20 protein-coding genes are annotated in these 25400 nt (G+C 62.6%); 12 read left to right on the top strand and 8 right to left on the bottom strand.

Annotated elements, in window-relative coordinates; all coding sequences use genetic code 11:
* Nucleotides 1-20: 20 nt before the first annotated feature.
* From NKH23_RS26340 to thrC, 4 genes are read right to left on the bottom strand one after another with little or no spacing between them, the layout of a single operon-like run.
* Complete coding sequence (locus NKH23_RS26340; RefSeq protein ID WP_292657502.1) at nucleotides 21-2909, bottom strand: EAL domain-containing protein; 2889 nt, start codon at nucleotides 2907-2909, stop codon at nucleotides 21-23.
* 3 nt (nucleotides 2910-2912) lie between these two features.
* Entirely contained in the window at nucleotides 2913-3509 is a 597-nt protein-coding gene (locus tag NKH23_RS26335; RefSeq protein ID WP_352716449.1) for a GNAT family N-acetyltransferase, read from the bottom strand.
* A 15-nt stretch (nucleotides 3510-3524) separates the two neighbouring features.
* Nucleotides 3525-4817: a M16 family metallopeptidase gene (locus NKH23_RS26330; protein ID WP_352716451.1), complete on the bottom strand. Its 1293-nt coding sequence runs from the start codon at nucleotides 4815-4817 to the stop codon at nucleotides 3525-3527.
* Nucleotides 4818-4831: 14 nt separating this feature from the next.
* Nucleotides 4832-6229: a threonine synthase gene (thrC, locus tag NKH23_RS26325; RefSeq protein WP_352716453.1), complete on the bottom strand. Its 1398-nt coding sequence runs from the start codon at nucleotides 6227-6229 to the stop codon at nucleotides 4832-4834.
* A 128-nt stretch (nucleotides 6230-6357) separates the two neighbouring features.
* On the opposite strand from thrC, the gene NKH23_RS26320 reads away from it, so the two are divergent.
* Entirely contained in the window at nucleotides 6358-7056 is a 699-nt protein-coding gene (locus NKH23_RS26320; protein ID WP_352716455.1) for a hypothetical protein, read from the top strand.
* A gap of 38 nt (nucleotides 7057-7094) precedes the next feature.
* Here NKH23_RS26320 and NKH23_RS26315 read toward each other — a convergent pair whose 3' ends face one another.
* A complete protein-coding gene (locus tag NKH23_RS26315) occupies nucleotides 7095-7784 on the bottom strand; it encodes an HAD family hydrolase (RefSeq protein WP_352716457.1) in 690 nt (229 codons plus the stop codon).
* Nucleotides 7785-7964: 180 nt separating this feature from the next.
* Here NKH23_RS26315 and NKH23_RS26310 point away from each other — a divergent pair, with 180 nt between their 5' ends.
* Nucleotides 7965-9098, top strand: a complete 1134-nt coding sequence (locus tag NKH23_RS26310) for a site-specific DNA-methyltransferase (RefSeq protein ID WP_352716458.1) — start codon at nucleotides 7965-7967, stop codon at nucleotides 9096-9098.
* A 65-nt stretch (nucleotides 9099-9163) separates the two neighbouring features.
* Here NKH23_RS26310 and NKH23_RS26305 read toward each other — a convergent pair whose 3' ends face one another.
* Nucleotides 9164-9775, bottom strand: coding sequence for an HAD family hydrolase (locus tag NKH23_RS26305; protein WP_352716460.1), 612 nt, complete (start codon nucleotides 9773-9775; stop codon nucleotides 9164-9166).
* Nucleotides 9776-9786: 11 nt separating this feature from the next.
* Nucleotides 9787-10899, bottom strand: coding sequence for an A/G-specific adenine glycosylase (gene mutY, locus NKH23_RS26300; RefSeq protein WP_352716462.1), 1113 nt, complete (start codon nucleotides 10897-10899; stop codon nucleotides 9787-9789).
* A gap of 56 nt (nucleotides 10900-10955) precedes the next feature.
* On the opposite strand from mutY, the gene NKH23_RS26295 reads away from it, so the two are divergent.
* The 8 genes from NKH23_RS26295 (at nucleotide 10956) to nadE (ending at nucleotide 22076) form a co-directional block, all read left to right on the top strand.
* Nucleotides 10956-11456, top strand: coding sequence for a DUF721 domain-containing protein (locus tag NKH23_RS26295; RefSeq protein ID WP_023674157.1), 501 nt, complete (start codon nucleotides 10956-10958; stop codon nucleotides 11454-11456).
* Between the two features lie 129 nt (nucleotides 11457-11585).
* Nucleotides 11586-12314: a DsbA family protein gene (locus NKH23_RS26290; protein WP_353035748.1), complete on the top strand. Its 729-nt coding sequence runs from the start codon at nucleotides 11586-11588 to the stop codon at nucleotides 12312-12314.
* Nucleotides 12315-12431: 117 nt separating this feature from the next.
* On the top strand, nucleotides 12432-15890 hold the full coding sequence (smc, locus tag NKH23_RS26285) for a chromosome segregation protein SMC (RefSeq protein WP_352716466.1): 3459 nt from the start codon (nucleotides 12432-12434) through the stop codon (nucleotides 15888-15890).
* 108 nt (nucleotides 15891-15998) lie between these two features.
* The gene (locus tag NKH23_RS26280) at nucleotides 15999-16970 is read left to right on the top strand and encodes an NAD-dependent epimerase/dehydratase family protein (RefSeq protein ID WP_352716467.1); all 972 of its coding nucleotides are present in this window, start codon (nucleotides 15999-16001) and stop codon (nucleotides 16968-16970) included.
* 296 nt (nucleotides 16971-17266) lie between these two features.
* Nucleotides 17267-19204, top strand: coding sequence for an asparagine synthase (glutamine-hydrolyzing) (gene asnB / locus NKH23_RS26275; RefSeq protein WP_352716469.1), 1938 nt, complete (start codon nucleotides 17267-17269; stop codon nucleotides 19202-19204).
* Between the two features lie 19 nt (nucleotides 19205-19223).
* Nucleotides 19224-19487: an acyl carrier protein gene (locus NKH23_RS26270; RefSeq protein WP_352716748.1), complete on the top strand. Its 264-nt coding sequence runs from the start codon at nucleotides 19224-19226 to the stop codon at nucleotides 19485-19487.
* A 22-nt stretch (nucleotides 19488-19509) separates the two neighbouring features.
* A complete protein-coding gene (locus NKH23_RS26265; protein ID WP_352716471.1) occupies nucleotides 19510-21072 on the top strand; it encodes a class I adenylate-forming enzyme family protein in 1563 nt (520 codons plus the stop codon).
* Nucleotides 21069-22076, top strand: a complete 1008-nt coding sequence (gene nadE, locus NKH23_RS26260) for an NAD(+) synthase (RefSeq protein ID WP_352463914.1) — start codon at nucleotides 21069-21071, stop codon at nucleotides 22074-22076. The genes NKH23_RS26265 and nadE overlap by 4 nt, the downstream gene beginning before the upstream one ends.
* Before the next feature lie 48 nt (nucleotides 22077-22124).
* Here the strand turns inward: nadE and NKH23_RS26255 are convergent, their stop codons facing one another.
* Complete coding sequence (locus NKH23_RS26255) at nucleotides 22125-23240, bottom strand: hypothetical protein (protein WP_352716473.1); 1116 nt, start codon at nucleotides 23238-23240, stop codon at nucleotides 22125-22127.
* A gap of 518 nt (nucleotides 23241-23758) precedes the next feature.
* Between NKH23_RS26255 and NKH23_RS26250 the strand changes: the two genes are divergently transcribed.
* Nucleotides 23759-24886 carry a transporter substrate-binding protein gene (locus tag NKH23_RS26250; protein WP_352912445.1) on the top strand — a complete coding sequence of 376 codons (1128 nt, stop codon included), beginning with the start codon at nucleotides 23759-23761 and terminating at the stop codon, nucleotides 24884-24886.
* Between the two features lie 5 nt (nucleotides 24887-24891).
* Nucleotides 24892-25302 (top strand): ANTAR domain-containing response regulator, encoded by a 411-nt coding sequence (locus tag NKH23_RS26245; RefSeq protein ID WP_502912380.1) that lies wholly within the window; start codon nucleotides 24892-24894, stop codon nucleotides 25300-25302.
* The last annotated feature ends 98 nt before the right edge of the window (nucleotides 25303-25400 follow it).

Genomic DNA, 25400 nt, shown 5'->3' with positions numbered 1-25400 from the left:
TCATCACGTCCCGAAACTTGTCACGCTTGAGTGAGCGGGTACTGTTCCTTCAGCGTCTTCAGCACCTGGTCGCCCGGCATCGGCGCGCCGAACATGAAGCTCTGCACGTATTCGCAGCCCATCTGCCGCAACTCCAGCGCATCGCTCTCGTCCGAAATGCCTTCGGCGACAACCGACAGGCCGAGTTCATGCGCCATGTTGACCATGGATTTGAGCAGCACCGCGCGTTTCGGCGTCGCGTCGTCGACGAAGCTCTTGTCGATCTTGATGGTGTCGAACGGAAAGCGCGTCAGATAGGCCAGCGATGAATAGCCGGTGCCGAAATCGTCCAGCGACAGGCCGATGCCAAGCTGCTTTAGCTTGGTCAGCACATGAGCGGTCTGCTCGGGATTGTCCATCACCAGCGATTCCGTGAGTTCGAGCCGGAAGCAGCGCGGTTTCAGATTGGCCCGCGCGATCACCGAGCGGACGTCGCTGACCAGGTCGCGGCGGATGAGCTGACGGCTGGACAGATTGACCGAGACCGACAGCGGCGCATCGCCGATCTGCTTTTGCCATCCCGCCAGGTCTTCGGCAGCCTGCTGCATGGCGAATAGCCCAAGCTGCACGATCAGGCCGCAGTTTTCGGCGACCGGGATGAAATCCGCCGGCGGGATCATGCCGCGTCGCGGATGGTCCCAGCGCAGCAAGGCTTCAAAGCCGGCAACGCTGCCGTCCTCCAGCCGTACGATCGGCTGATAGGCAAGCGTGAATTCGCGTCGCTCGATGGCGCGCCGCAGGTCGGACTCGAACTGCAGCCGGTCGGTGCCGACCGTGCGGAAGGCAGGCCGGAAAGGCTCGATCCTGTCGCCGCCGAAGCGCTTGGCTTGATGCATGGCGAGCTCAGCATCCTTGACCATGTCCTCGGCCGAAGTCTGGGTTGAGGTCCAGGTGATCAGCCCGATCGAGGCGGTCAGCACGATCTCGCGCTTGGCGAAGGTGATCGGGTTGTTGATGGCGTGCTTGATGGCATCGGCAATGGCCGCGATGCGAGCCGGATCCTGCTCCGACAAAAGCATCAGCGCGAACTGGTCGCCGGCAAAGCGCGACAGCGAATCCTTCGGCTTGAGCAGCCGGTGCAGCCGCCGCGCGATGGTCAAAAGGATGGTGTCGCCGGCCGAGATGCCGAGCCCGTCATTGACCTGCTTGAAGCGGTCGATGTCGATGACGAAGACGGTCGGGCGCACCTTCTCTTCGGTGCGGGCGATCGAAATGATCGCCTCCAGCCGGTTCATGAACAGCTCGCGGTTAGGCAGGCCGGTCAGATTGTCATGTACGGCGTCATGCAGCAGCCGTTCCTCGGACTTCTTCTGCTCCGTCACGTCGACCATGGTGCCGACGCAGCGGATGACCTCGCCGTCCGAGCCGATCACCGGCCGGGCGCGCAGCGCAAACCAGTGATAATGCCCGTCGGCGCCGCGCAGGCGGAAGTTTTGCGACACCCGGCCGCGCCGGTGCTCGAGCACGACGTCGAGCGTCGTACGAAACGTGTCGCGGTCGTCGGCATGCAGCACCGGCAGCCAGTTGCGGGCTGGGCCGCCGAGGCTGTTGGGCGCAAGGCCGAGCTGGATGCTTACGTCGGGACGAGTGACGACGCGGTCGCGCAGCACGTCCCAGTCCCACACAGTATCGCCCGATCCGGCAACCGCCAGCGCCTGGCGCTCGAGATCGGAGAACAGGCCCTGATGCAGGGCGCCGCCGGCAAAAGCGTGCTGCATCACGGTGAAGCCGATTAGCAGGATGATGAGGATCAGCCCACCGCCCAGCGCCGGCTGGGCGATATCGTTGTCGAGCATGCCTGTGATCGCCATCCACGATCCGCATAGCCATAGCAGAACCATCACCCAACTGGGCACCAGCATGATGGCGCGGTCGTAACCGCGGATGCCGAGGAAGATGATCAGGCCGAGCCCGGTCAGCGCGGTGGCGGCGAAGGACAGCCTGGCAATGCCGGCGGCAACCGCCGGATCGATGATGGCGACGCCGGCGATCAGCACCAGCCCGAGAATCCAGACCAGTGCGCCGTAGCTGAAATGGCCGTGCCACCGGTTGAGGTTGAGATAGGCAAACAGGAACACCACGAAGGTCGCCGCAAGCGCCACCTCCGTTCCGGCGCGCCACATCTGCTCATTGCCCGGCGAGATTTCTATAATCTTGTTGAGAAAGCCGAAATCGACGCAGATATAGGCAAGCACCGCCCAGGCCAGGGCCGCCGTTGCCGGGAACATCGAGGTCCCCTTGACGACGAAAAGAATGGTCAGGAACAGCGCCAGCAGGCCGGCGATGCCGATGACGATGCCACGAAACAGCGTGTAGGAATTGACCGAGTCCTTGTAGGATTCAGGGTCCCACAGATAGACCTGCGGCAGCTTGGGCGAGGCGAGTTCGGCGATGAAGGTAATCACCGTTCCGGGGTTGAGCGTCACCCGGAACACGTCGGCGTCGGGGCTGGTCTGGCGGTCGAGCGCAAAGCCTTCGCTGGGCGTGATCGCGGCGATACGGGTCGAGCCGAGGTCCGGCCAGAACAGGCCGGAATTCACCAGCCGGAAATGCGGTGCGACAATCAGCCTGTCGAGCTGCTGGTCGGTGGTGTTAGCGAGCGCGAACACCGCCCAGTCGCCGGTCGAGCGCGCGTCATTGGCCTCGACCTCGATGCGCCGTACGATGCCGTCTGGGCCGGGTGCCGTCGAGACCTGGAAATTCTCGCCCTGGTTGCGGTAGATTTCGACGGCGCCCGAAAGGTCGAGCGCCACGTCGTCGCGGGCAATCTTGATCGGTTCGACCGCAAACGCCGAGGATGCCGCGCAGAGCGTGACGATTGCCGCCAGCATAAAGGCAAGCAGCGACCCGTTGCGCAGAAAATTCGTCAAAAATCAGTCCTTTGTTCCAACGCCCGGCGGATCGTCCGCGATTCGGGCGTATAGGTAATGGTCCTGCCAGATGCCGTTGATCCTCAGATAGGATCGTAGCAGTCCTTCGCGCCGGAATCCGGCTTTTTCAAGCACGCGGATCGACCGGGCGTTATCGGGGATACAGGCAGCTTCGATCCGGTGCAACCGCAGCGTTTCGAAGGCGAAACGCGTCACCACCTTGACGGAATCGGTCATCAGGCCGCGTCCGCTGAAGCGCTCGCCGATCCAGTAGCCGATATGGCCGCTTTGGGCGACCCCGTGGCGGATATTGCCGAGGGTGATACCGCCGGCCAGCTTGCCGCTGCTTTTCTCGAAGATGAAGAAAGCGATCGCCGTCCCCTGCGCGTAGTCCTCGCGGTAGCGGCCGATACGATGCCGCCACGCCGTGCGGTCGAGCTCGTCAGGGGTCCATCGCGGTTCCCACGGCTCAAGAAAGGCGCGGCTTTCGCCGCGCAGCACCGACCACTCGCGATAGTCGTTGGTCAGCGGTACGCGCAGCGTGACAAGGTCGCCCTTCAGCGCCGGCAGGTCGCGGCGAAAGAAAGGGAGCGCGAACACGACGCTCGAATAGGCTTAGACGGCGAGCTTGCGGGCAGTGATCTGCGTGCCCGAAAGCGAATCGAGGATCGCTTCATAGGGCGCGAGCGTACCCACCGGCCCGACGGCTGTAAGCGTCGGCTTGGTCGAAAAAAGCCGAGACGACAGATCCGTCAGCCGCTCGACAGTCAACGCCGACAGCCGCTCCATCAGCTCTTCCTTGGCGATCGGCCTGCCGAACAGAAGTAACTGCCTGGCGATCTGCGAGGCGCGGCTGGCCGGGCTCTCGGCCGACATGATCAGCCCGGCGCGGTATTGGGCACGCGCCCGGTCGAGCTCCTCCTGCAGGATGTTTTCACCGGCCTTTTGCAACTCATCGATAATCACAGGCACCAGCTCGGCAATATCGCTTTGTCCGGTCGCCGCATGGACCCCGAAGACGCCGGTGTCGGAAAAACCCCAATGGAAGGCATAGACCGAATAGCACAGGCCGCGTTTTTCACGGACTTCCTGGAAAAGTCGCGACGACATGCCGCCGCCAAGGATCATCGACAGGACCTGAGAGGCATAGAAATCGCGGACGTGATAGGCGCGGCCCTCGAAACCCAGCACGATCTGCGCGTCCATCAGGTCGCGGTCTTCGCGAAAATCGCCGCCGACATATTGCGCATATTGCGGAATGGTGCCGTCGGCCTTGCCGCGGAAGCCGCCGAGACGTTTTTCGACCTCGCGCACGAAATCATCGTGCTTGATATCGCCGGCCGCCACCATCACCATGTTCTCGGCGCCGTACTGCCGTTCGATGAAGTCGTGCAACTGCTTCGAAGTGAAGGATTTGACGGTTTCCGGCGTGCCGAGAATCGAGCGACCGATAGTCTGGTGGCGAAAGGCGGTCTCGGTAAAGTGATCGAAAACGACATCGTCGGGCGTATCGTGCGCGGCGCCGATCTCCTGCAGAATCACATGCTGCTCTCGCTCCAGCTCCTGCGGATCGAATTCGGATTCCTGCAGGATGTCGGAAAGGATATCGACCGCCAGCGGCACGTCGTCGCTCAGAACCCTTGCATAATAGGAGGTCGTCTCGACGCTGGTGGCGGCATTGATCTCGCCGCCGACGTCCTCGATCTCCGAGGCGATCTCGAAGGCGCTTCGCCGCCTGGTGCCCTTGAAAGCCATGTGCTCGAGCAAGTGCGCCATTCCGTGCTCTTCGTCACGCTCGTTGCGTGCGCCCGACTTGACCCAGGCGCCAAGGGCAACAGATTCGAGGCTTGGAAGGGTTTCGGTGGCGACTGTCAGGCCGTTCGACAGACGGCTTACCTCAACACCCATATGGCAATTACTCCCTAACGCGCCGCCCGCGTGTGGCGGCCGAGATAATCTTCCACCATTTTCAGGTCGGATGGAAGTACCGTGTATTTTTCCTCGGCGCTCATCAACCCGCCTAGCCATGCAGGCAGGGCAGGCGACACGCCGCTGGCGGCTTCGACGGCGGCGGGAAACTTTGCCGGGTGCGCAGTGCCCAGCACCACCATCGGCACCTCACCCGCAGCCTTGCCGGCGGCCACATGCACGGCTGCGGCCGTATGCGGGTCGAGCAGATAGCCGCTCGCCGCAAGTGTGGTGCGGATGGTGGCGGCGACCTCGTCCATGGTGGCGCGGCCGGCGTCGAATTCGGAGCGGATCCTGGCGATTTCGCCGGCCTCGACGGTGAAGGCGCCGGACTGCTTGAGCCCGTCCATGTAGCGCCGCACGGTCGAGGCATCGCGGCCGGCTGCCTCGAACAGCAAGCGTTCGAAGTTCGAAGACACCTGGATGTCCATCGAGGGCGACGTGGTCGAAAAGACCCCCTTCATGCGGTATTCGCCGGTCGCCAGCGTGCGCGCCAGAATATCGTTGTCGTTGGTGGCGATGATCAGCCGTTCGATCGGCAGCCCCATCTTCTTGGCGGCATAGCCGGCGAAGATGTCGCCGAAATTGCCGGTCGGCACGGTGAAGGAAACCGGCCTGTCGGGCGCGCCCAGCGACAGCGCGGAGGAGAAATAATAGACGATCTGGGCCATGATGCGGGCCCAGTTGATCGAGTTGACGCCGGACAGCGATACCCGGTCGCGAAAACCGTGGTCGTTGAACATGTCCTTCACCAGGCCCTGGCAGTCGTCGAAATTGCCTTCGATCGCCAAGGCATGGACGTTTGCCGCGATCGAGGTCGTCATCTGCCGCTGCTGTACCGGCGAGACGCGGCCGTGCGGGAAAAGCACGAAGATGTCGGTGCGGTTGCGCCCCGCAAAGGCATCGATGGCGGCCCCCCCGGTGTCGCCGGAGGTGGCGCCGACAATGGTGGCGCGCTGGTCACGCTCGGCCAGCACATGGTCCATCAGCCGTGCAAGAAGCTGCATCGCCACGTCCTTGAACGCGAGCGTCGGGCCGTGGAAGAGCTCCAGCACGAAGCTGTTGGGCCCGGTCTGCACCAGCGGGCAGACGGCCTCATGGCGGAAGGTCGCATAGGCTTCGCGCACCAGCCGTTCGAACACCGGCGCCGCGATCTCGCCACCGAGGAACGGCGACAGCACGCGGATGGCAAGATCGGGATAGGCAAGACCGCGCATGGCGCGGATCTCGGCTGCGGAAAAATGCGGCCAGGCGCTCGGCAGATAGAGCCCGCCGTCGCGCGCCAGCCCGGCCAGCACCGCGTCGGAAAATCCAAGCGCGGGCGCTTCCCCGCGGGTACTCACATATTGCATCGTCACGTTTCCATTGTTGCCGGGAATTTTCGCCCGCCGCGAGGTGGTGGATTTCTGCGCAGGCTCAGTCGCATTTTTGCCGCGCGGTTGATATACGTCACCGGCTTTGCGAGAGGGAAGTGCAGTTCATGGCGTTTCATTCATTCAACGGTCGTTTTGTCGCGGGTCTGGCGCTCACCGGCTTTATGCTTGCCGCCGCAGGCTGCCAATCGAGCGACAATGGCATTCTCGGCTTCGGCAAGAAGGATACGACGCCGCCACCGCCACCCGATCCCAAGGTGCTTTCCAGCCAGCTGCAGGCCTATTGCCCGAAAGTGACGTTGCGTGACGGCACCGCCTTCTTCAATACCTACGCCAAGAGCGGTCCGAAGCCGAAGAAAAAAACCGATGTTGCCGCCGAGGAAGCCGCCCAGCCGGCAGCGGACGCGGCAGGCGTCGATCAGCCGGACGATTCCGCCAAGATCATCTATCAGGCTTCGATCACCGATGTGACCCGCGACTGCAGCCGCGCCAACGGCTCCTTGTCGATGAAGATAGCCGTCGCCGGCAAGGTCGTGCCTGGCCCGATGTTCACCCCCGGGACCATCACCATGCCGATCCGCATCGCGGTGATGCACGGCACCGAAGTTCTCTATTCGCAGCTTCACTCCTATCAAGTCCAGGTCACCGATCCTTCGAGTGCCACGCAGTTCGTCTACACCGATTCCAACGTCGTCGTTCCGGAGCCGACGGCGCGGGACTACCAGGCATATGCCGGGTATGACGAGGGCGCTCCGAAAGTAGCGACAGACAAGCCGAAGAAGAAGAAAGCCGCCGCGACCAACTGAGCCTGTGCATTCGCGCCACGGCGGTTGGAGGCGGCCTCTCAGGCGTCCGCCGACCATTCCGACAGCGCGGCGATCACGCTTTTCAGTTCCGCCCAGCGGCGGATGACCGTTTCCGCACCGGCCTCGGTCAGCGCATCGGCGTGGCCGGGATAGCTGTGCGCCGCGCCGGTGAAGCCGATGACGCGCATTCCCGCCGTCTTAGCGCCGGTGACGCCATGCACGGAATCCTCGATGACGAAGGTGTTCGCGGGGTTCGCCTTGAGCTTTTCCGCGGCGAACCGAAACACGTCCGGCGCCGGCTTGGTTTTCCCGGTCGGTGTTTCCAGCGAGGAAAAGATACGGTCGGCAAAGAACGGCAAAAGCTGCACCTTCTCCAGCATGAATTCGATCCGCTCCGAACGCGAATTCGAACAGACGCAGCGCGCCACTGCTACCGCGGCGACAGCCTCGTGCGCCCCGTCGATAGCACGCACGTCGCTGCGCAGCCGGCGATCGACGAGCTGTTCCTCCTTGTCGATCAGGGAGGCCTGGAACGGGATCCGGGACTTTTCCTCGACCCGCATCATGATGTCCTTGAAAGTCAGCCCGGCATAGACCTCGGAAATCTCCTCGGCCGATATCTCGTAGCCGGCCGAGGTCAAAAGCTCGGCATCGATACGCGCGGCGATGATTTCGGAATCGACGAGCACGCCGTCGCAATCGAAGATGACAAGATCTGGCTGGGGCATGGTGGTCCGGAAAGCGGGATGAAGGGAATGCCGAGGGCCCTTTGGTCCAAACGGCTCAGGCGGCGCGGCATACACCAACAGGCCGGGCTTCGCAAATTCGGCAGTCTGCTTCACTGAATATTTACGCTGATCGGTAACCATAACGGACAGTAAACAGTAACGCGTGCCTTGGGTGTCACAATGTCTGCCGTGCGTCTTCTCGACGAGCTTTCCGATGCTCCCCAGCAATCCGAGTGGCTGGATACGATCCTGAAGGGCGACTGCGTCGCCGCGCTCGAACGGCTGCCGGAAAAGTCGATCGACGTGATCTTCGCCGATCCGCCCTACAATCTGCAGCTCGATGGCGATCTGCACCGGCCCGACCAATCCAAGGTCGATGCCGTCGACGACCATTGGGACCAGTTCGACAGTTTTGAGGCCTACGACGCCTTCACCCGCGCCTGGCTGCTGGCGGCACGCCGCGTGCTGAAGCCCAACGGCACGATCTGGGTCATCGGCTCCTACCACAATATTTTCAGGGTCGGCGCCAAGATGCAGGACCTGGGCTTCTGGATCCTCAACGACGTCGTCTGGCGCAAGACCAATCCAATGCCCAATTTCCGTGGCCGCCGTTTCCAGAACGCGCATGAGACGATGATCTGGGCATCGCGCGACCAAAAGGGTAAGGGTTACACATTCAACTACGAGGCGCTGAAGGCGTCTAATGATGATATTCAGATGCGTTCAGACTGGCTATTTCCGATCTGCACCGGCGGCGAGCGCCTGAAGAACGACAATGGTGACAAACTGCATCCGACGCAGAAGCCGGAAGCGTTGCTTGCCCGCGTCGTGACGGCATCGACCAGGCCGGGCGACATCGTGCTCGACCCCTTCTTCGGTTCAGGTACCACCGGTGCGGTGGCCAAGCGGCTTGGCCGTCACTTCGTCGGCATCGAGCGTGAGCAGGCCTATATCGATGCCGCCATGGAACGTATCGATGCGGTCCGGCCGCTGGAAGGCGCCAATTTGACGGTACTAACCGGCAAGCGGGCTGAGCCGCGCGTCGCCTTCGTCACGCTTCTCGACAATGGCCTGGTGGCGCCCGGCGCCACGCTCTACGATGCCAAGAAGCGCTGGGCGGCAAAGGTGCGTGCCGACGGCACGCTGGCAATCGGCGACAGCGCCGGGTCGATCCACAAGATCGGCGCACAAGTGCAGGGGCTGGACGCCTGCAACGGCTGGACCTTCTGGCATTATGAGCGCAGCGGCGGCCTGACCCCGATCGACGAGCTTCGCCGCATTGCACGCCTGGGCATCGAACGGGCAGGGGCCTGACGGCTTCCGAGTTGCCACAGATCGGTAAATGCGAAGGCTCAACCAACCTCTGGAAGCGATTCAAGTCACACTTTGATCCCAAGACGCTCAAGGTCCGCCCTGAGCGTCTGTGCATCGGTGAACAGCACCGACTGCCAGCCGGCCGCCTTGGCGCCGTCGACGTTCTTCTGGCTGTCGTCGATGAACAGCGTGGCTGACGGTTCGAGGCCGAATGCGGCGACGTGGTGATCATAGATGGCGCGATCCGGCTTGATCTGGCGGATGTCGCCGGACACGGTCACGCCGCGCGGCCGATTGAGGAAATCGAAGCGCTCGCGGGCCTCGGCAAGCGTATCCGCGGCGAAATTGGTCAGCATCGTCACGTCGTGGCCGCTCTCGATCAGGCCGATCATGATGGCAACGCTGTCCTCATAGGCATGAGGCACCATCTCGTGCCAGTGCCGGCGGAAATTACGGATGTTTTCGGCGTGCTCGGGATATTGCGCGATCGCCAGTGCTTCGGCCTCTTCCCAGCTGCGGCCGCGGTCCTGTTCGATGTTCCAATCATGCGTGCAGACATTGTCGAAGAACCATTTCCGTTCGTCGGGATCGGGGATCAAGCGGCTGAAGGGCAGGTCCGGATCATAGTGGATCAGCACTTTGCCGATGTCGAAAACGATGTGGCGGATTTCAGTCATTCTTCTCTCGTTCAATGCGGGTGCTGCTTCTTCGTCGCGCCCGGTATCGCCGCTTCGATTACCTTTTTCATGACAGTCGGCAGCGCTTCCCCGGAAATTTCATGGACCAGCGACCAGAAATGCCCGGCCGGGGCGGCACTGTCGGTCTCCGCCTTGAACACGTCGAGTTCAAGCGCAAAATGGGTAAAGACATGGCCGATTCGTCCGGCCTGCCGCCAATTGCCGGGGAACGGGGCTGCCGCTTCCGTGGTGGCGCCGTCGATGCGCGCCGTCCAGCCGGTCGTCGGCACCTCGGTCATGCCGCCGAGCAGGCCCTTTTCCGAACGCTTTCGCAAAAGAATGGCGCCGTCAGCCCTGACCGCGACGAAGGCGGCGCCGCGCCGCAATGGTTTCTCGCCCTTCGGTAGGCGGACCGGAAAGCGTTCGGGGTCGCCCGAGATTGTGGCGCTGCAATCCTCGCGAACAGGGCAGAGCATGCAGCGGGGCCGGCGCGGCGTGCAGATCGTCGCGCCCAGGTCCATCATCGCCTGCGCGAAGTCGCCGGGCCTTGTCCGGGGAACCATGCGTTCGACCTGGCCGCGTATCTCGCCCTTGGCTTCGCCCAGCGGCGTGGCGATCGAAAACAGCCGTGAGACCACCCGTTCGACATTGCCGTCGACGACCGCGGCTGGTCGGTCGAAAGCGATCGCTGCGATCGCCGCCGCCGTATAGGCGCCGATGCCGGGCAGTTCCCTCAAGCCGGACTCGCTGTCCGGAAAGCGACCGCCTTGCCGCGCCACGAGATCGGCACAGGCTTTGAGGTTACGGGCGCGGGAATAATAGCCGAGCCCGGCCCAGGCCTTCATGACGTCTTCGGTCGGTGCCGCCGCCAGTGCCTGGACAGTTGGCCATTTCTGCACGAAAGCCCGAAAATAGGATTTTACCGCCTCGACCGTGGTTTGCTGCAGCATGACCTCGGAAAGCCAGACCAGATAGGGATCGGGCCGCGCCCCGCCCGCCAGCGCGCGCGGCGGAACGCGCCAGGGCAGGTCGCGGTGATGCGCGTCGTACCAGCCAAGCAGCCGGGATGCGATCTCGCCATTGTCTCCGGATACGGCCTTGCGGGTCTGGTCGTGCAGTGCCATTGATCGAGGGTCGGCCCTAATCCATTGGTGCTGAAGCTGGTGACTGGAGAACGCACATGGCAGGGAAAAGGCCCTTCGGCAATCCCGTTCCGGTGAGCGATCTCGCAACCGAGATCCTCGACCCGGTGCTGCGCAAGCGGGCCGGCATGTCGATCGGGCTGGTCCAGTCATGGGAAGAAATTGCCGGGCCGCGGCTTGCGGGCCGCTCGCGCCCGGAAAAGATCCAGTGGCCGCGCCGCATGCACGAGGACGATCCGTTCGAACCGGCGGTGCTGGTGATTGCCTGCGAGGGTGTCGCGGCACTGCATCTGCAGCACGAGACCGGCGAGATCATCAACCGGGTCAATGCCTTCCTCGGTTTCAATGCGATCGGCCGGATCAGGATCGTGCAGAAGCCTGTAATGGCGGGCAAGGACAAGCCGAAACCCAGTTTGCGGCCATTGACTGCGGCCGAGAAAGCGAAGCTGTCCGGCACCGTCGGTTTGATCGAGGACGGCGGGCTGCGCGCCTCGTTGGAGCGGCTTGGCGCCACCATTCTCGGGCAAAAGAAGCCGTGATCTCGCGCTATCGTGATGGCATGCCCGGATTTGGCGATTGGAATAGGCGCGGTAATGCCTTAATTCGCGCCAACTCTCGCTTTTTGTAGCCTTTGCATTGCAAAATCCAACTATTGCCAGGTGATTCGTATGATCCGTTCCTTGTCCCGCAGAAACCTTTTGACTTCGCTGGCCGCAATACCAGCAGCGGCGCTGCTTGCCGCCTGCAGCGACTCGGGCGAGAAAGCCGAGGCGCAGGATGTGAAGCCTGCGGCTCCGGCGGAACCTCCGAAGCCGGCCGCTCCGGCCGCCGCCAAAGCGCCTGAAGCTCAGGGCACGGTGGATATGGCAGCCTTGTTGAAGCCCGGCGCGCTGCCCGACATGCAACTCGGCAAGGACGACGCAAAGGTCACCATCGTCGAATATGCTTCGATGACCTGCCCGCACTGCGCGCATTTCGCCGAAACCACATTCCCGGAGCTGAAGACGAAATATATCGATACCGGCAAGGCCCGCTATATCCTGCGCGAATTTCCGTTCGATCCCAGCGCCGAGGCCGGTTTCATGCTGGCGCGCTGCTCAAAGGACAATTATTTCCCGATGGTCGACGTGCTGTTCAGGCAGCAGGCAAACTGGGTTGGTGTGAACAATACCAAGGACGCACTGCTGCAAATCGCCAAGCTTGCCGGTTTTACACAGGAGTCCTTCGAGGCCTGCTTGACGGACCAGAAACTTCTGGACGATGTGAGATCCGTCCAGGAGCGCGGCGCCGACGAATTCAAGGTCGATTCCACACCGACCTTTTTCATCAACGGAAAGACCTACAAAGGGGCGATGTCGATTGCGGAAATGTCGGCCATCATCGACCCTCTGCTCTGACGTTTCGGCAGCGCCGAAGCGGCGTCGCTTCGGCGTGCGCACTTCTTTGTCTTGCCGCGGGTTCTCCTCGCAAAACCGCGGAACAGTTTTGCGAAACTTGGCGATGGGCAGGCGCGAATGAAGTTCTCGCGCCTTCGCCTGCTCGGCTTCAAATCCTTCGTAGAACCCGGCGAGTTCGTCATCGAACGCGGCCTGACCGGCATCGTCGGGCCGAATGGCTGCGGCAAGTCGAACCTGGTCGAGGCGCTGCGCTGGGTTATGGGCGAAAGCTCCTACAAGAACATGCGTGCGTCCGGCATGGACGACGTCATCTTTTCCGGCTCGGGAACGCGTCCGGCCCGCAACACCGCCGAAGTCACGCTGTTCCTCGACAATAGCGACCGCACCGCGCCGTCCGCCTTCAACGACGCCGATGAGTTGCAGGTCTCGCGTCGCATCGAGCGTGAGGCGGGCTCGCTCTACCGCATCAACGGCAAGGAGGCTCGCGCCAAGGACGTTCAGCTGCTGTTCGCCGATCAGTCGACCGGCGCCCGCTCGCCCTCGATGGTCGGCCAGGGCCGCATCGGCGAGCTGATCCAGGCAAAGCCGCAGGCGCGCCGCGCACTGCTGGAAGAGGCCGCCGGCATTTCCGGCTTGCACACACGGCGCCATGAAGCCGAGCTGCGGCTGAAGGCAGCCGAACAGAACCTCGAACGGCTGGACGACGTCGTCGGCGAGCTGGAAAGCCAGATCGAAAGCCTGAAACGCCAGGCCCGCCAGGCCTCGCGCTTCAAGAACCTGTCGGCCGACATCCGCAAGGCCGAAGCGACGCTGCTGCATCTGCGCTGGACGCTGGCCAAGACGCAGGAAGGCGAAGCGCGTTCGGCGCTGGCGATTGCCACCGCGCTGGTCGGCGACCGTGCCGCCGCCCAGATGGCTGCCGCCAGGGAACAAGGTATCAACGCCCACCGGCTGCCGGACCTGCGCGATGCGGAAGCCGCCGCCGCCGCAGCCTTCCAACGTCTGTCGATCGCCAAGGCGCAGATCGAGGAAGAGGCAGGCCGCATCCGCGCCCGCCAGGCTGAGCTCGACCGCCGACTGCAACAGCTTGATGGCGACCTTGCCCGCGAGGAGCGCATGGTCCGCGACAATGCGGATATCCTCGAACGTCTCGCCGCCGAAGAAGCCGCGCTCAACGCCGAAAACGCCGGCGCCGCCGAGCGCGAGGCCAGCACCCGCGCGGCCTTCGAGCAGGCGGCATCGACGCTTGCCTTGAGCGAGGCCAGGCTCGCCGCGCTGACCGCCGAACGGGCGGAGGCCGCCGCCTCGCGCAACCAGATCGAACGGACGCTGCGCGACACCGCTGAGCGCCGCGACCGCTTTGCCCGCCAGCTTGCCGATGTCGACCGCGAATTGTCGGAGATCGTCTCCAGGGTCGCCGGCCTGCCCGATCCCGCCGAGAAGCGGCTGCTGGTCGATCAGGCGCTGGCGCTGCTCGAAGAGGCCGAGGCAGCCGCCATTACCGCCGAACAGGCGGTCGCCGAGACACGCGCGGGCGAAAGTGCTGCCCGCCCACCGGTTCAGGACGCAAAGGCCGAGCTGGCGCGGATCGAAACCGAGGCCCGCACGTTGGCCAAGATCCTCAACGCCGCCAGCGGCGATCTATTTCCCTCGGTGCTGGAGCAGATCAGCGTCGAGCGCGGCTACGAAACGGCGCTGGGTGCCGCGCTTGGCGAAGATCTCGACGTGCCGCTCGACCGCAGTGCGCCGGTGCATTGGGGCCAGAGCGAAATCCAGCCCGCCGACGCCGCATTGCCCGAAGGCATAAGGAGCCTCGCCAGCGTTGTGCGCGCGCCGGCGCAGCTGGCCCGCCGGCTGGCCCAGATCGGCATTGTCGAGGCCGCCGCCGGAAGAAGGCTGCAGACGCTGCTTGCTCCCGGTCAACGGCTGGTCAGCCGCGAAGGCGCGCTGTGGCGTTGGGACGGCTTCACCGCGAGCGCCGATGCGCCGACCGCCGCCGCGCAGCGGCTGGCGCAAAAAAACCGGCTGGCCGAACTCGATGCCGAAGCAGTCCAAGCGACGCGCACCCTGCGCGAAGCTGAACAGGCCCTTGCGCAGGCCGAACAGGCGCTTGCCCAGGCGAGCGAGGCCGAACGCAATGCCCGACAGGCCGGGCGCGACGCCCAGCACGGGCTCGACGCTGCCCGCAACACGCTGGCCGAGGCCGAAAAAGCCGGCGGCGAACTGTCGAGCCGGCGTGCCGCACTTGACGAGGCGCGCGCACGCATTGTCGACAGCCATGAGGAAACGGCGGCGGCATTCATCGAGGCGGAAATGCTGCTGCAAGACGCGCCCGATCTCGGCGATCTGCAGTTGCAGCTCGAGCAGTCGGCCGCCAACGTCGCCCGCGATCGCGCCGCCCTTGCCGATGCGCGTGCCGTTCACGAGGGCCTGAGGCGGGAAGCCGAGGCACGTGCGCGCCGGCTCGATGCCATCGGCTCTGAACGGCGCAACTGGGTAGAGCGCGCCGAAAACGCCTCGACGCAGATTGCGGCACTCGGCGAACGTAAGGCCGAGGCGGAGGCCGAGCGCGAGCAACTGGCCGACGCACCCGACGAGATCGACGCCAAGCGGCGCGCCTTGCTGTCGCAGCTCGCCGAGGCCGAAAGCCTGCGAAAAGCTGCGGGCGACCGCTTGCAGGAAGCGGAGAACCGGCAGTCCGAGATGGACAAGGCTGCGACCGCTGCCATCCAGTCGCTCGCCGAAGCTCGCGAAACGCGTGTTCGCGCCGAAGAGCGGCTGACCGCCGCCGACGAGCGGCGGCTGGAAGTCGAAGCGCGCATCCAGGAAACGCTGAACACGCCGCCGCATCTTGTGATCCGCCACACCGGCCTCGAACCCGACAGCCCGATGCCCGAAATGGCCGAGATCGAGCGTCAGCTCGACCGGCTGAAGGTCGAACGCGAACGGCTGGGCGCCGTCAATTTGCGCGCCGAGGAAGAGCAGAAGGAACTGTCGGACCGGCTGGAGACCATCGTTTCCGAGCGCGACGACATCATCGAGGCGATCCGCAAGCTGCGGCAGGCGATCCACAGCCTGAACCGCGAAGGCCGCGAGCGGCTGCTCGCCGCCTTCGAGGTGGTCAACGGCCATTTTCAACGGCTGTTTTCGCATCTGTTCGGCGGCGGCACCGCCGAGCTGCAACTGATCGAGTCCGACGATCCGCTCGAAGCCGGGCTCGAGATCCTGGCGCGACCGCCCGGCAAGAAGCCGCAGACGATGACGCTGCTGTCCGGCGGCGAGCAGGCGTTGACGGCGATGTCGCTGATTTTCGCCGTGTTCCTGACCAACCCGGCGCCGATCTGCGTGCTCGACGAAGTCGACGCGCCGCTCGACGATCACAACGTCGAGCGTTTCTGCAATTTGATGGACGAAATGGCCGCAACCACCGAGACACGCTTCGTCATCATCACCCACAACCCGATCACCATGGCGCGCATGGACCGGCTGTTCGGGGTGACCATGGCCGAGCAAGGCGTCAGCCAGCTGGTGTCGGTCGACCTGCAGGCGGCCGAAGCCATGCGCGAGGCAAGCTGACGCATCAGGTTAATGGTGGTCTCCACCTCGGCTTTCGACTATAGCACGACGAAATGGCCGGATCTGCCGCTCCAGATACCGGTCCGGCTATGCGCGTGGAGAAGCTTGTTGCCTATACTTGTCACCGGAGCCGCGGGGTTCATTGGCAGTCACGTTTGCCACCATCTGCTCGACCGGGGAGAAGCGGTCGTCGGCGTCGACAACATGAACGACTATTACGACCTGGCGCTCAAAAAGGGGCGGCTTGCCGGGCTTCTGCCCCATAAGGATTTTTCGTTCCACCAGATCGATATTGCCGAACAGGGCGCGCTTGCGGCCGCTTTGGCCGGGCAAGGCATCGTCAGGATCGTCCATCTCGCCGCGCAGGCGGGCGTGCGCCACTCACTCGACAATCCGCGGCTCTATATCCGCTCCAATGTCATGGGCCACCTTGAAGTGCTCGAATTCTGTCGCACAGAACCGGCATTCGAGCATCTGGTCTATGCCTCGTCGAGCTCGGTGTATGGCGGCAACCGCAGCGTGCCGTTCAGCGAAGCCGACCAGGTCGACAAGCCCGTTTCGCTTTACGCTGCCACCAAGAAAACCGATGAGTTGATGAGCCACACCTACGCCCATCTGTTCGGCATACCGCAGACCGGCCTGCGGTTTTTCACGGTCTACGGCCCCTGGGGCCGTCCCGACATGGCCTATTGGATGTTCACCCGGGCGATGCTCGAGGGCAAGCCGATCCGGGTCTTCAACAATGGCGAAATGTGGCGCGATTTCACCTACATAGACGATGTTGTGAAGGCGGTTGTCGCCGTGCTCGACAAGCCGCCGGCGGCTGACGTTCCGCCGAACAGGCTTTACAATGTCGGCAACAACCGGCCGGTGCGCCTGGGCGACTTCATCGACATTCTGGAAAGGCTGCTCGAGGTCAAGGCAATCCGCCACAACGAGCCGATGCAGACGAGCGACGTCGAGAAGACTTACGCCGACATGACCGCGCTGGAGCGGGATTTCGGCTTCAGGCCTAGCGTTTCGATAGAGGACGGGCTGAAGAAGTTTGTCGATTGGTACCGGCCGTACTCGAAACAGTAATTTGCACCGCTCGCCGTGACGTCTTCCATCTCGATGCGAACCGATGTCACTGGCATTCGGCCTAAATCCGCAACTGATCCGGCGCGAAGCTTTGAAGAACCTGGCCCATGGTGCTCGTGCAACAGTAGCTCGCCATCAAGCGTGACATCTGGAGTGGGGCACAAGTCGGTCCGCAAAAGCATCATTTTGTCCTAACACCCTGTTAACCACATGCTCGCTGAAAAGTATCCGATTAACCTTTGAGGCGCTTATGACCGCTATGTTTCGTGGCTTGCTGTTCAGTATGAGCTGTGTAGATGTGCGGATTCGGGGGCTATTTCGGTTCAGTCCGGGATGCGGAAGCTTTGCTTGCGCGCATGACGTCCGCGATCGCCCATCGCGGGCCGGATGAACAAGGGAAATTCGTAGCGCCCGAGGCAGGACTTGGGCATGCGCGGCTGTCGGTGATTGGAATTGGTGATGGCCAGCAGCCGATGTCCGACGAAACCGGCAATTTGACGATTGCGTTCAACGGCGAGATCTTCAACTACGTGGAATTGCGCGAAGGGCTGCTGGCCAAGGGCCGACGCTTCCGCACGTCGAGCGATACAGAAGTTCTCCTGCAGCTGTATGACGAGATGGGCGAAGACTGCCTGTCTCTCCTGAAGGGTGATTTCGCCTTCGCGATTTGGGATAACCGGCGGCGGCGGATGGTGCTTGCAAGAGACCGCATGGGTGTTAGGCCGCTGTTCTACACCAGCAGCGACGGAGTGCTCTACTTTGCGTCGGAGATAAAAGCCCTGCTGAAGGTACCCGGCATCTCGGCCGAAATCGATCCGATTGCACTCGACCAGATCTTTACGCTGTGGGCGCCGATCGCTCCACGCACGGCTTTCCGCAATATCCACGAGCTGGAGCCGGCAAGCGTGATGATCGCGACACAGGGGCAAGTGACGGTCAAACCATACTGGCATCTGGACTATCCTCATCGAGATGCGCCATCGAAGATCACCAATGAGGATGACGCGGCCGAAGAACTGCAGGCCCTTTTGACCGACGCGGTGAGGCTTCGCATGCGCGCCGACGTGCCGGTCGGTTCTTACCTTTCGGGCGGGCTCGATTCATCCCTCGTTTCGGCACTCGCGGCCGGCATGACTCCTCTTAAGCTGCAGACATTTTCCGTGACGTTCGACAGTGCTGAGCATGACGAAAGCGCCTTCCAGACCGAAATGGCGTCAGCACTTGGCACGCGCCATCGAACCATAGCCTGCCGTGCCGGCGATATCGCCGGTGTGTTTCCCGAAGTCATCCGCTTTACCGAGCGGCCGATCATCCGCACCGCCCCGGCGCCCCTTTATCAATTGTCCGGCCTCGTTCGCCAGGCCGGTTTGAAAGTAGTGCTGACAGGCGAAGGCGCCGACGAGGTCTTTGCCGGCTATGATGTCTTCAAGGAAGCGCGGGTTCGCCGTTTCTGCGCACGACAGCCAGCATCGCGCATAAGGCCACAGCTTTTCCGCAAGCTTTATCCCTATCTGCCGGGTCTGCAACAGCAGTCCGTAGAGTACCTGGCCGCGTTTTTCGGCACCGGCAGCGCTGCCCTGGACGATCCGCTGTTCTCCCATCGGCCGCGTTTCAAGACCACATCAGCGGCGAAGATGTTCTTTTCCGGTGACCTGCGCGCGACATTGAGGGGGTATGACGCGGCCGAGGACCTGGCCAGCCGGTTGCCTGAGGCGTTTTCCCGGTGGCATCCGCTGCATCAGGCGCAATATCTCGAAACCCGCTTTCTCCTGCCGGGCTACATCCTCTCCAGCCAGGGCGATCGCATGGCCATGGCGCACGGTATCGAAGGGCGTTTCCCCTTCCTTGACCATCGCTTGGTGGAGTTTGCGGCGAGACTTCCGCCGGAAATGAAGCTGAAGGGATTGGTGGAAAAACACATACTGCGCAAAGTTGCCAAGCACCTGCTTCCGACGGCCATCCGGGAGCGCACCAAACAGCCTTACCGAGCGCCGGAAGCCCGCTCCTTCGTTGGAGCCGGAGAACTGGACTACGTGCGCGACTCGCTCAGCGAGGCGAGCATCGCCGCCGGAGGACTATTCAACGCCAAGGCGGTGGCGAACCTGCACGAGAAATGCCGCTTGCAGCCAGCGTCCGGATTCCGCGACAATGCGGCCTTCGTCGGCATCTTATCGACGCAACTGTGGCAGAAGATTTTCACCGGCCAAAAGGTCGGTGCAGCACGAGCGGCCTGAGAAATCGAGGGAAGGAAACATCATGGTAACAATCAAGGACAAGGTCAAAACCTTTATCGTCGACAACTTCCTGTTCGGCGACACGTCCTACGAGCTTGCAGACACCGCATCACTGATCGAGAACGGCATCATCGACTCGACGGCCGTGTTGGAGCTCGTGGCATTCATAGAGGATGATTTCGGCATCGCGATGGTCGATGCCGACATCGTACCGGCCAATTTGGATTCGATTGACCGCATCTCAGCCTTCATCGAGGCAAAAGCAGAAGCGTTGGCAGCGTAGGCGCCATCGGCGAGGAGCGTCCGTGCGGATCGAACATTTTCTGACGGCGAAGGCCGCTGCCCATCCAGCCAAAACGGCATTGATCACCGAGCACAAAAGGCTGTGCTACGAAGAGCTGGACGATCTCTCGAGCCGCCTGGCCGCCGCCCTTTTCATGAATGGCGTCAGGCGCGACGACCGGGTGCTGATCTTCATGGACAATTGCTGGGAGGCTGCGGTTTCGATTTTCGCGGTTCTTAAAGCAGGCGCGACGTTCAGTCCGATCAACGCATCCACCAAGGCCGAAAAGCTGGCCTACATCATCGCCGATTGCGATGCGGCCGCGATCCTCACGCAAGCAAAACTGATGCCCGTGGTCGCCGAGGCGTCTGGATCCTCCGGCAAGACGTCCTCCGGCAAGACCGGCATCTTCGTGGCTTCCACCGTTGCTGCCGATAATCAATGCCCGGCAGGTGCCACATCGCTGGCGGATTGCTTGACGTTCCAAGCCAGGGAGATTGACCATCGCGGCATTGACGTCGATCTTGCGATGTTGATCTACACCTCGGGCTCGACCGGCCGGCCCAAGGGCGTGATGATGACGCACCGCAATTGCGACGCGGCGGCCAACTCCATCACCACTTATCTGCGCAACTCGCCAGACGACATCATCTTGAATGTTCTGCCCCTCGCCTTCGACTACGGCCTCTATCAGCTGCTGATGGCTGTCAGGCTCGGCGCCACGCTCGTGCTCGAGAAGTCCTTCGCTTTTCCCCAAGCGATATTTGAACGCATCCGCCAGGAAGGCGTCACCGGGCTTCCGCTCGTGCCCACGATGGCAGCGATGATCCTGCAGATGAGGGACCTGGCGCCGGGCTTCCTGCCCAGCCTTCGCTATATTTCCAACACGGCGGCTGCCTTGCCGCCGCCTCACATAGAACGCCTTCGGTTCCTTTTCCCCGGTGTCAGGCTCTATTCGATGTATGGCCTGACGGAATGCAAGCGCTGCACCTATCTGCCGCCCGAGGAGCTCGACCGCCGGCCGGGTTCGGTCGGAATAGCCATTCCGAACACCGAAGCCTTTGTCGTCGACGACCACGGGCAACGGGTGCCGTCGGGCGTAGCAGGTGAGTTGGTCATTCGCGGGCCGCACGTCATGCAGGGTTATTGGCGAAACGAAACTGCGACGGCACGAGCCCTGCGCCCGGGTCCGAACCCTTGGGAGAAGGTTCTCTACACCGGCGATCTATTCAGGGCCGATGAAGAAGGCTTTCTTTATTTCGTCGGCCGCAAGGACGACATCATAAAGTCGCGGGGAGAGAAGGTGGCGCCCAAGGAAGTGGAAGCCGTGCTTCATGCTCATCCGGGCATCGCGGAAGCGGTGGTTGTCGGTGTGCCGGATCCCGTGCTCGGGCATGCGATCGGCGCAGTTATCGTACGGTCCGACCCGGCGCTGAGCGAAAAGGATATCATACGTCACTGCGCACGCCACCTTGAGGACTTCATGGTCCCCAAGGTCATCGAGTTCCGCCGCGAGCTGCCGAAGACCGATACCGGCAAGGTCAGCCGTCGGCTTGCGGCAGAAACAATGGAGGCCGCGCAATGAATGTTCGCCCGACCGAGGATGCGCGGACCTTTCTGGCGCAGGCTCTGGCGATCGACCTGGCCACCGAAACGGACCGTATCGTAACGGCCTTGCGCCAGCAGTTGCGCGGGCTTCGCAAGCGGGGCCTTGTGCTCGGTCTTTCGGGCGGGATCGATTCGAGCGTCTCGGTCGCGTTGGCGGCACGAGCCGTCGGCCCCAAGAATGTGCTTTGCCTGTTCATGCCGGAAAGCGATTCCGATCCTGAAAGTCTGCGGCTCGGCCGCCTCGTCGCCGAAACTTTTGGTGTCGAGGCTGTGACGGAGGATATCGGGCCGATCCTGCGCGCAATGGGGTGCTACAAGCGTCGCGACGCCTTCATCCGCGAATTGGTCCCGGAATACGGCGAAGGCTGGGCCTCGAAGATCGTGATCGCGAACGTCCTTGAGGGCGGGGATTACAATATCTCATCCCTGGTGGTGCAGGATCCGGAAGGCAAGCAGACGAAACTGAGAATGCCGCTGCCTGTCTATCTCGGCGTCGTCGCCGCTACCAATATGAAACAGCGCACCCGCAAGCAGATTGAATACTATCATGCCGATCGCTTGAACTTCGCCGTTCTTGGAACGCCGAACCGGCTGGAATACGATCAGGGTTTCTTCGTGAAGAACGGTGACGGCGCCGCGGACGTCAAGCCGATTGCCCACCTCTACAAAACGCAGGTCTATGCGCTGGCGGCCCATCTCGGCGTTCCGGAGGAAATCCTGAACCGGCCTCCGACAACCGATACCTACTCGCTGGCGCAGACCCAGGAGGAGTTCTACTTCTCGCTTCCTTATGACCGTATGGATCTTTGCCTTTACGGTCTCAACAACGGCGTGGCGGCTGAGGTGGTGGGGCAGGCGGCGGGGTTGGCCGCCACACAAGTGGAACGCGTCTGGGCCGATATCATCGCCAAACGCAAGGCGACGCGTTATCTGCACCAGCGTCCGCAACTCGTTGATGACGTCGAGGAAATCGGCACCTGACAAACAGGTAGGGCGGTGTGGCACGGTCCGATTTGAACGCGTCCCGTTTTAGCTGAAACGGCTGCCGATCAGCCGGCTCCACTGCTCGCCCGCAAGCCCATTCAGGAAGACGTGCGAGTTCTTCATGGCGTCCAAAAGCTCTGGATCGCGTGAATGCACCACCGTTGAGGCAACGGTCAGGAAAGCGATGCGTCGTCCAAGCATCGCCTCCAGAAGTGCAGGTTGAATGCGTCCGCGCAGGCCGCTGACGCCGCGCGCGGCGGCATGATCGATCAGGCAATCTATCACGGAGCCCGCCTGGCCGGGGAGGGCGAGGATCTGCAGCACGCGACCGATTTCATACTTCCGTGCGTAATAGGCGAAAGCGCCGACATTGGTGCCGACTGGCGACGTCACACAAACGTAGACAAGCTCGCCCAGATCCGGCTTTTGTGCCGCATCGGTCAGGATGTGGTCGAGTTGGTCTTCCGTCCAGTCCGGCCGCAGGGCGAATTGAGCGGTAAACGGCTCGATGAGCTTGGCGAATGCGTGGCCGTCGATTTCGGATGTACGAAATGCTCCGTGGCCTGCCCCATCCACCGCCACACCCGACCAGCGTCGTTCGCTGGACGTCATCCTCCTGCAATAAAATCGGTCGACTGCACGCGCCAACGGATTGAGCATTCGGGCAAGCGCCATGCGATTGGCGGAAAGGCTGAGCATGAAGGCCGCGGGGCGCATCACGCGGACCCAGTCAAGGCTGTATTGCGGCAGGACCACGCCGCGCAGCCGCGTCCACAATTTCACGGAGATATCGTTGGCCGTCTCGCTGAAGGAGATGTCCTGCGGACCATCCAGGTAAGCTTTCAGCAAGCGGGCGCCGGCCAGCGGATCGTGCTCATGGTCTTCGACCATGAGCGAGCTACAGATGGCGGCGCGTAGTTGTCGGCCGTTGAACGTCATCGGCAGCACGTGGACACCAACAAATCCGGAGACGCGACCGGCGTTGTTGACGTGGACAAGCGACCGGAGGTCGTCTCCGCAACCGGGCGCATCCAGATAAAACCGTTTCATGTATTCCACGAGAGAGGCCGGCGCTTCGGTCCTTTCCTTCAACAGCACGCGCTGAAACATGTTCGCGACTGCCGGGAGGTCGGCGCCTTGCAAGGCGCGAATGACGCTCAAACCCGGCTCCCGCCACCAAAGTCCCGTCCACCGAGCTTCCGGGCCAAGGCGACGCGAGGCACGAGAACATCGGACGCGAGTTCCAACTCGACGCCCATGAAGCCGTGCAACCTCGACCAGTTGCGATCGCCCCGGTGACTGAACGGAGTGCTGAATTGCTGCGGCAAGGTGGACCCTTTGCTTGACCGTCGAAAACCGGCGTCATTGCTGCTAGCAGATTCAGGTAAACCGATATTAAAGTCGTTGCTTTGAATGGTAGCGAACCAGGTTGTCCGGCCTCATACCTGGACATCAGCAATTTTGGTTCCGGGCGGACTCTACACGACCAGCGGCATGAGTTGCGTGCTCCACGTCGAACCGTTTCGGCTGGCCAAAGTTTCGTGTGGCGGCTCTTGACTGGGGGCGCGGGCGTAATACGGTGAGGACAAATACCGGCTCTGGCCGCCGGGCGGCAAGAATGCCTCGTATGCCTCGCCTTGCGGCGGTGGCTGCGGGGCATTGTCATTTTGAGGCTTTGCTTGAAACGGCATATCGAGATCGGCATTCTCTATTCGCGGTCCGGCAACTACCGGCTGGTGTCCGAATCCTGCCGTGCGGGTGCGGTGAACGCCATCGCCGACGTCAACGCCGATCCCGCTATCCCATTCGAATTTATCCCGGTCGAGCGCGACCCGCAGGGCAACATCGATCGGTATGCAAGCGGCTGCGCGGACATTCTCGCCAACAGCGGCGCGCGTCACATCATTGGCTGCGTCACCTCGTGGAGCCGCAAGGAGGTCATTCCAATCCTGGAAAGGGCAGGCGGCACGCTGTGGTACGCCTGCCCGTACGAGGGCTTCGAAGCCAACGAGCATGTCGTCTACACGCACGCCTGCCCCAATCAGCATCTCGTACCGCTGCTTGCCTATGTCGTGCCTCGTTTCGGCGCCGACGGCTTCCTGCTCGGTTCCAACTACATCTGGGGTTGGGAGACCAACCGCGTGGCGCGCGACCTGATTGCGGACGCTGGCGGCAAGGTGCTGGGCGAACGCTATCTGCCGCTCGGCGAGGTCGATGTTGCGCGGCTGATCGCGGAGATACAGGCGACGAGACCTGATTTCATTCTGAACAATCTCATCGGCCCGTCTTCCTATGCGTTTATCGCCGCCTATGCCGAGCTTGGCCGGAGCGACCCGCATTTCAGGCCGGAGCGTTGCCCGATCCTGTCCTGCAATCTCACGGAATGCGAATTGCCGGCGCTCGACGGGGCAGGCGATGGTCATCTTTCCGTTGGGCCCTATTTTCACGACACCTCGGGGGCGGATCGCGGAGCGGCTTCAGTGTCTTCCGTCATGCCTGCCTCATCCTTCGAGGCGGCGGCTTATGCCTCGGTGCGCACGCTCGCCGAGATCCTCACCCGCAACCCCGGTGCGCAATGGACGGACCTTCCCAAGGTCTTTGCCGGAACATCATTTCGAACACCGCTGGGCGACATCGCCATCGACCCGCAAACGCAGCACGCTACCTTGCCGGTGCAGATCGGACGTATCGATGGAACATCGTTCAAAACGGTCACGCTGACGAAGGGCGTGGCACCCGATCCCTACCTTTCCCGCTATGACCGGACGGAGACGTTCGGGCGGCCACGCCTGCGGGTGGTGTCGTGAGCAAGATGGCGCGTATCCCGAACCTTGGAGGCGCCAGGGCTTTTGTCCTGCATCGTCCACATCCGACCGTGCAGGCGATCACAAGGCAATTGTCGGCCATCGGCCTTGAGGCGATTGGCTTCTGGCCGGAACTGCCGGCCGAAGCCTTGGCGGCGGACTTCGTTTTCTTCGACGTCGACCTCGGCTTTGACGAGCAATTTCCGTGGAAGCCGGGCGAGGCACCGATGCCGCTGATAGCGCTGATCGGCTCCGAGGCGCCGGGGCGTGTCGAATGGGCACTGTCGCACAAGGCCGATGCCCAATTGCTGAAACCGGTCGGCAATGCCGGCGTCTATAGCGCGCTTTTGATCGCAAGGCAGAGTTTCGAGGCGCGCAAGCTTCTGGCCAGCGAGATCGCCTCGCTTCGTCAGCTGTAAAAGTTTAAACTTTATCTGACAGACGGTGTCCTGGGCTGAAGCTTGAGCCGAGGCCGGGCGCGGAGTGGTCAGGGTTCGCAGCGCCCGGCCTCGGCGAC

This window comes from Mesorhizobium sp. M1328 (assembly GCF_040318075.1).
Classification (GTDB): domain Bacteria; phylum Pseudomonadota; class Alphaproteobacteria; order Rhizobiales; family Rhizobiaceae; genus Mesorhizobium.
This window is presented reverse-complemented; position numbering and strand designations above follow the sequence as displayed.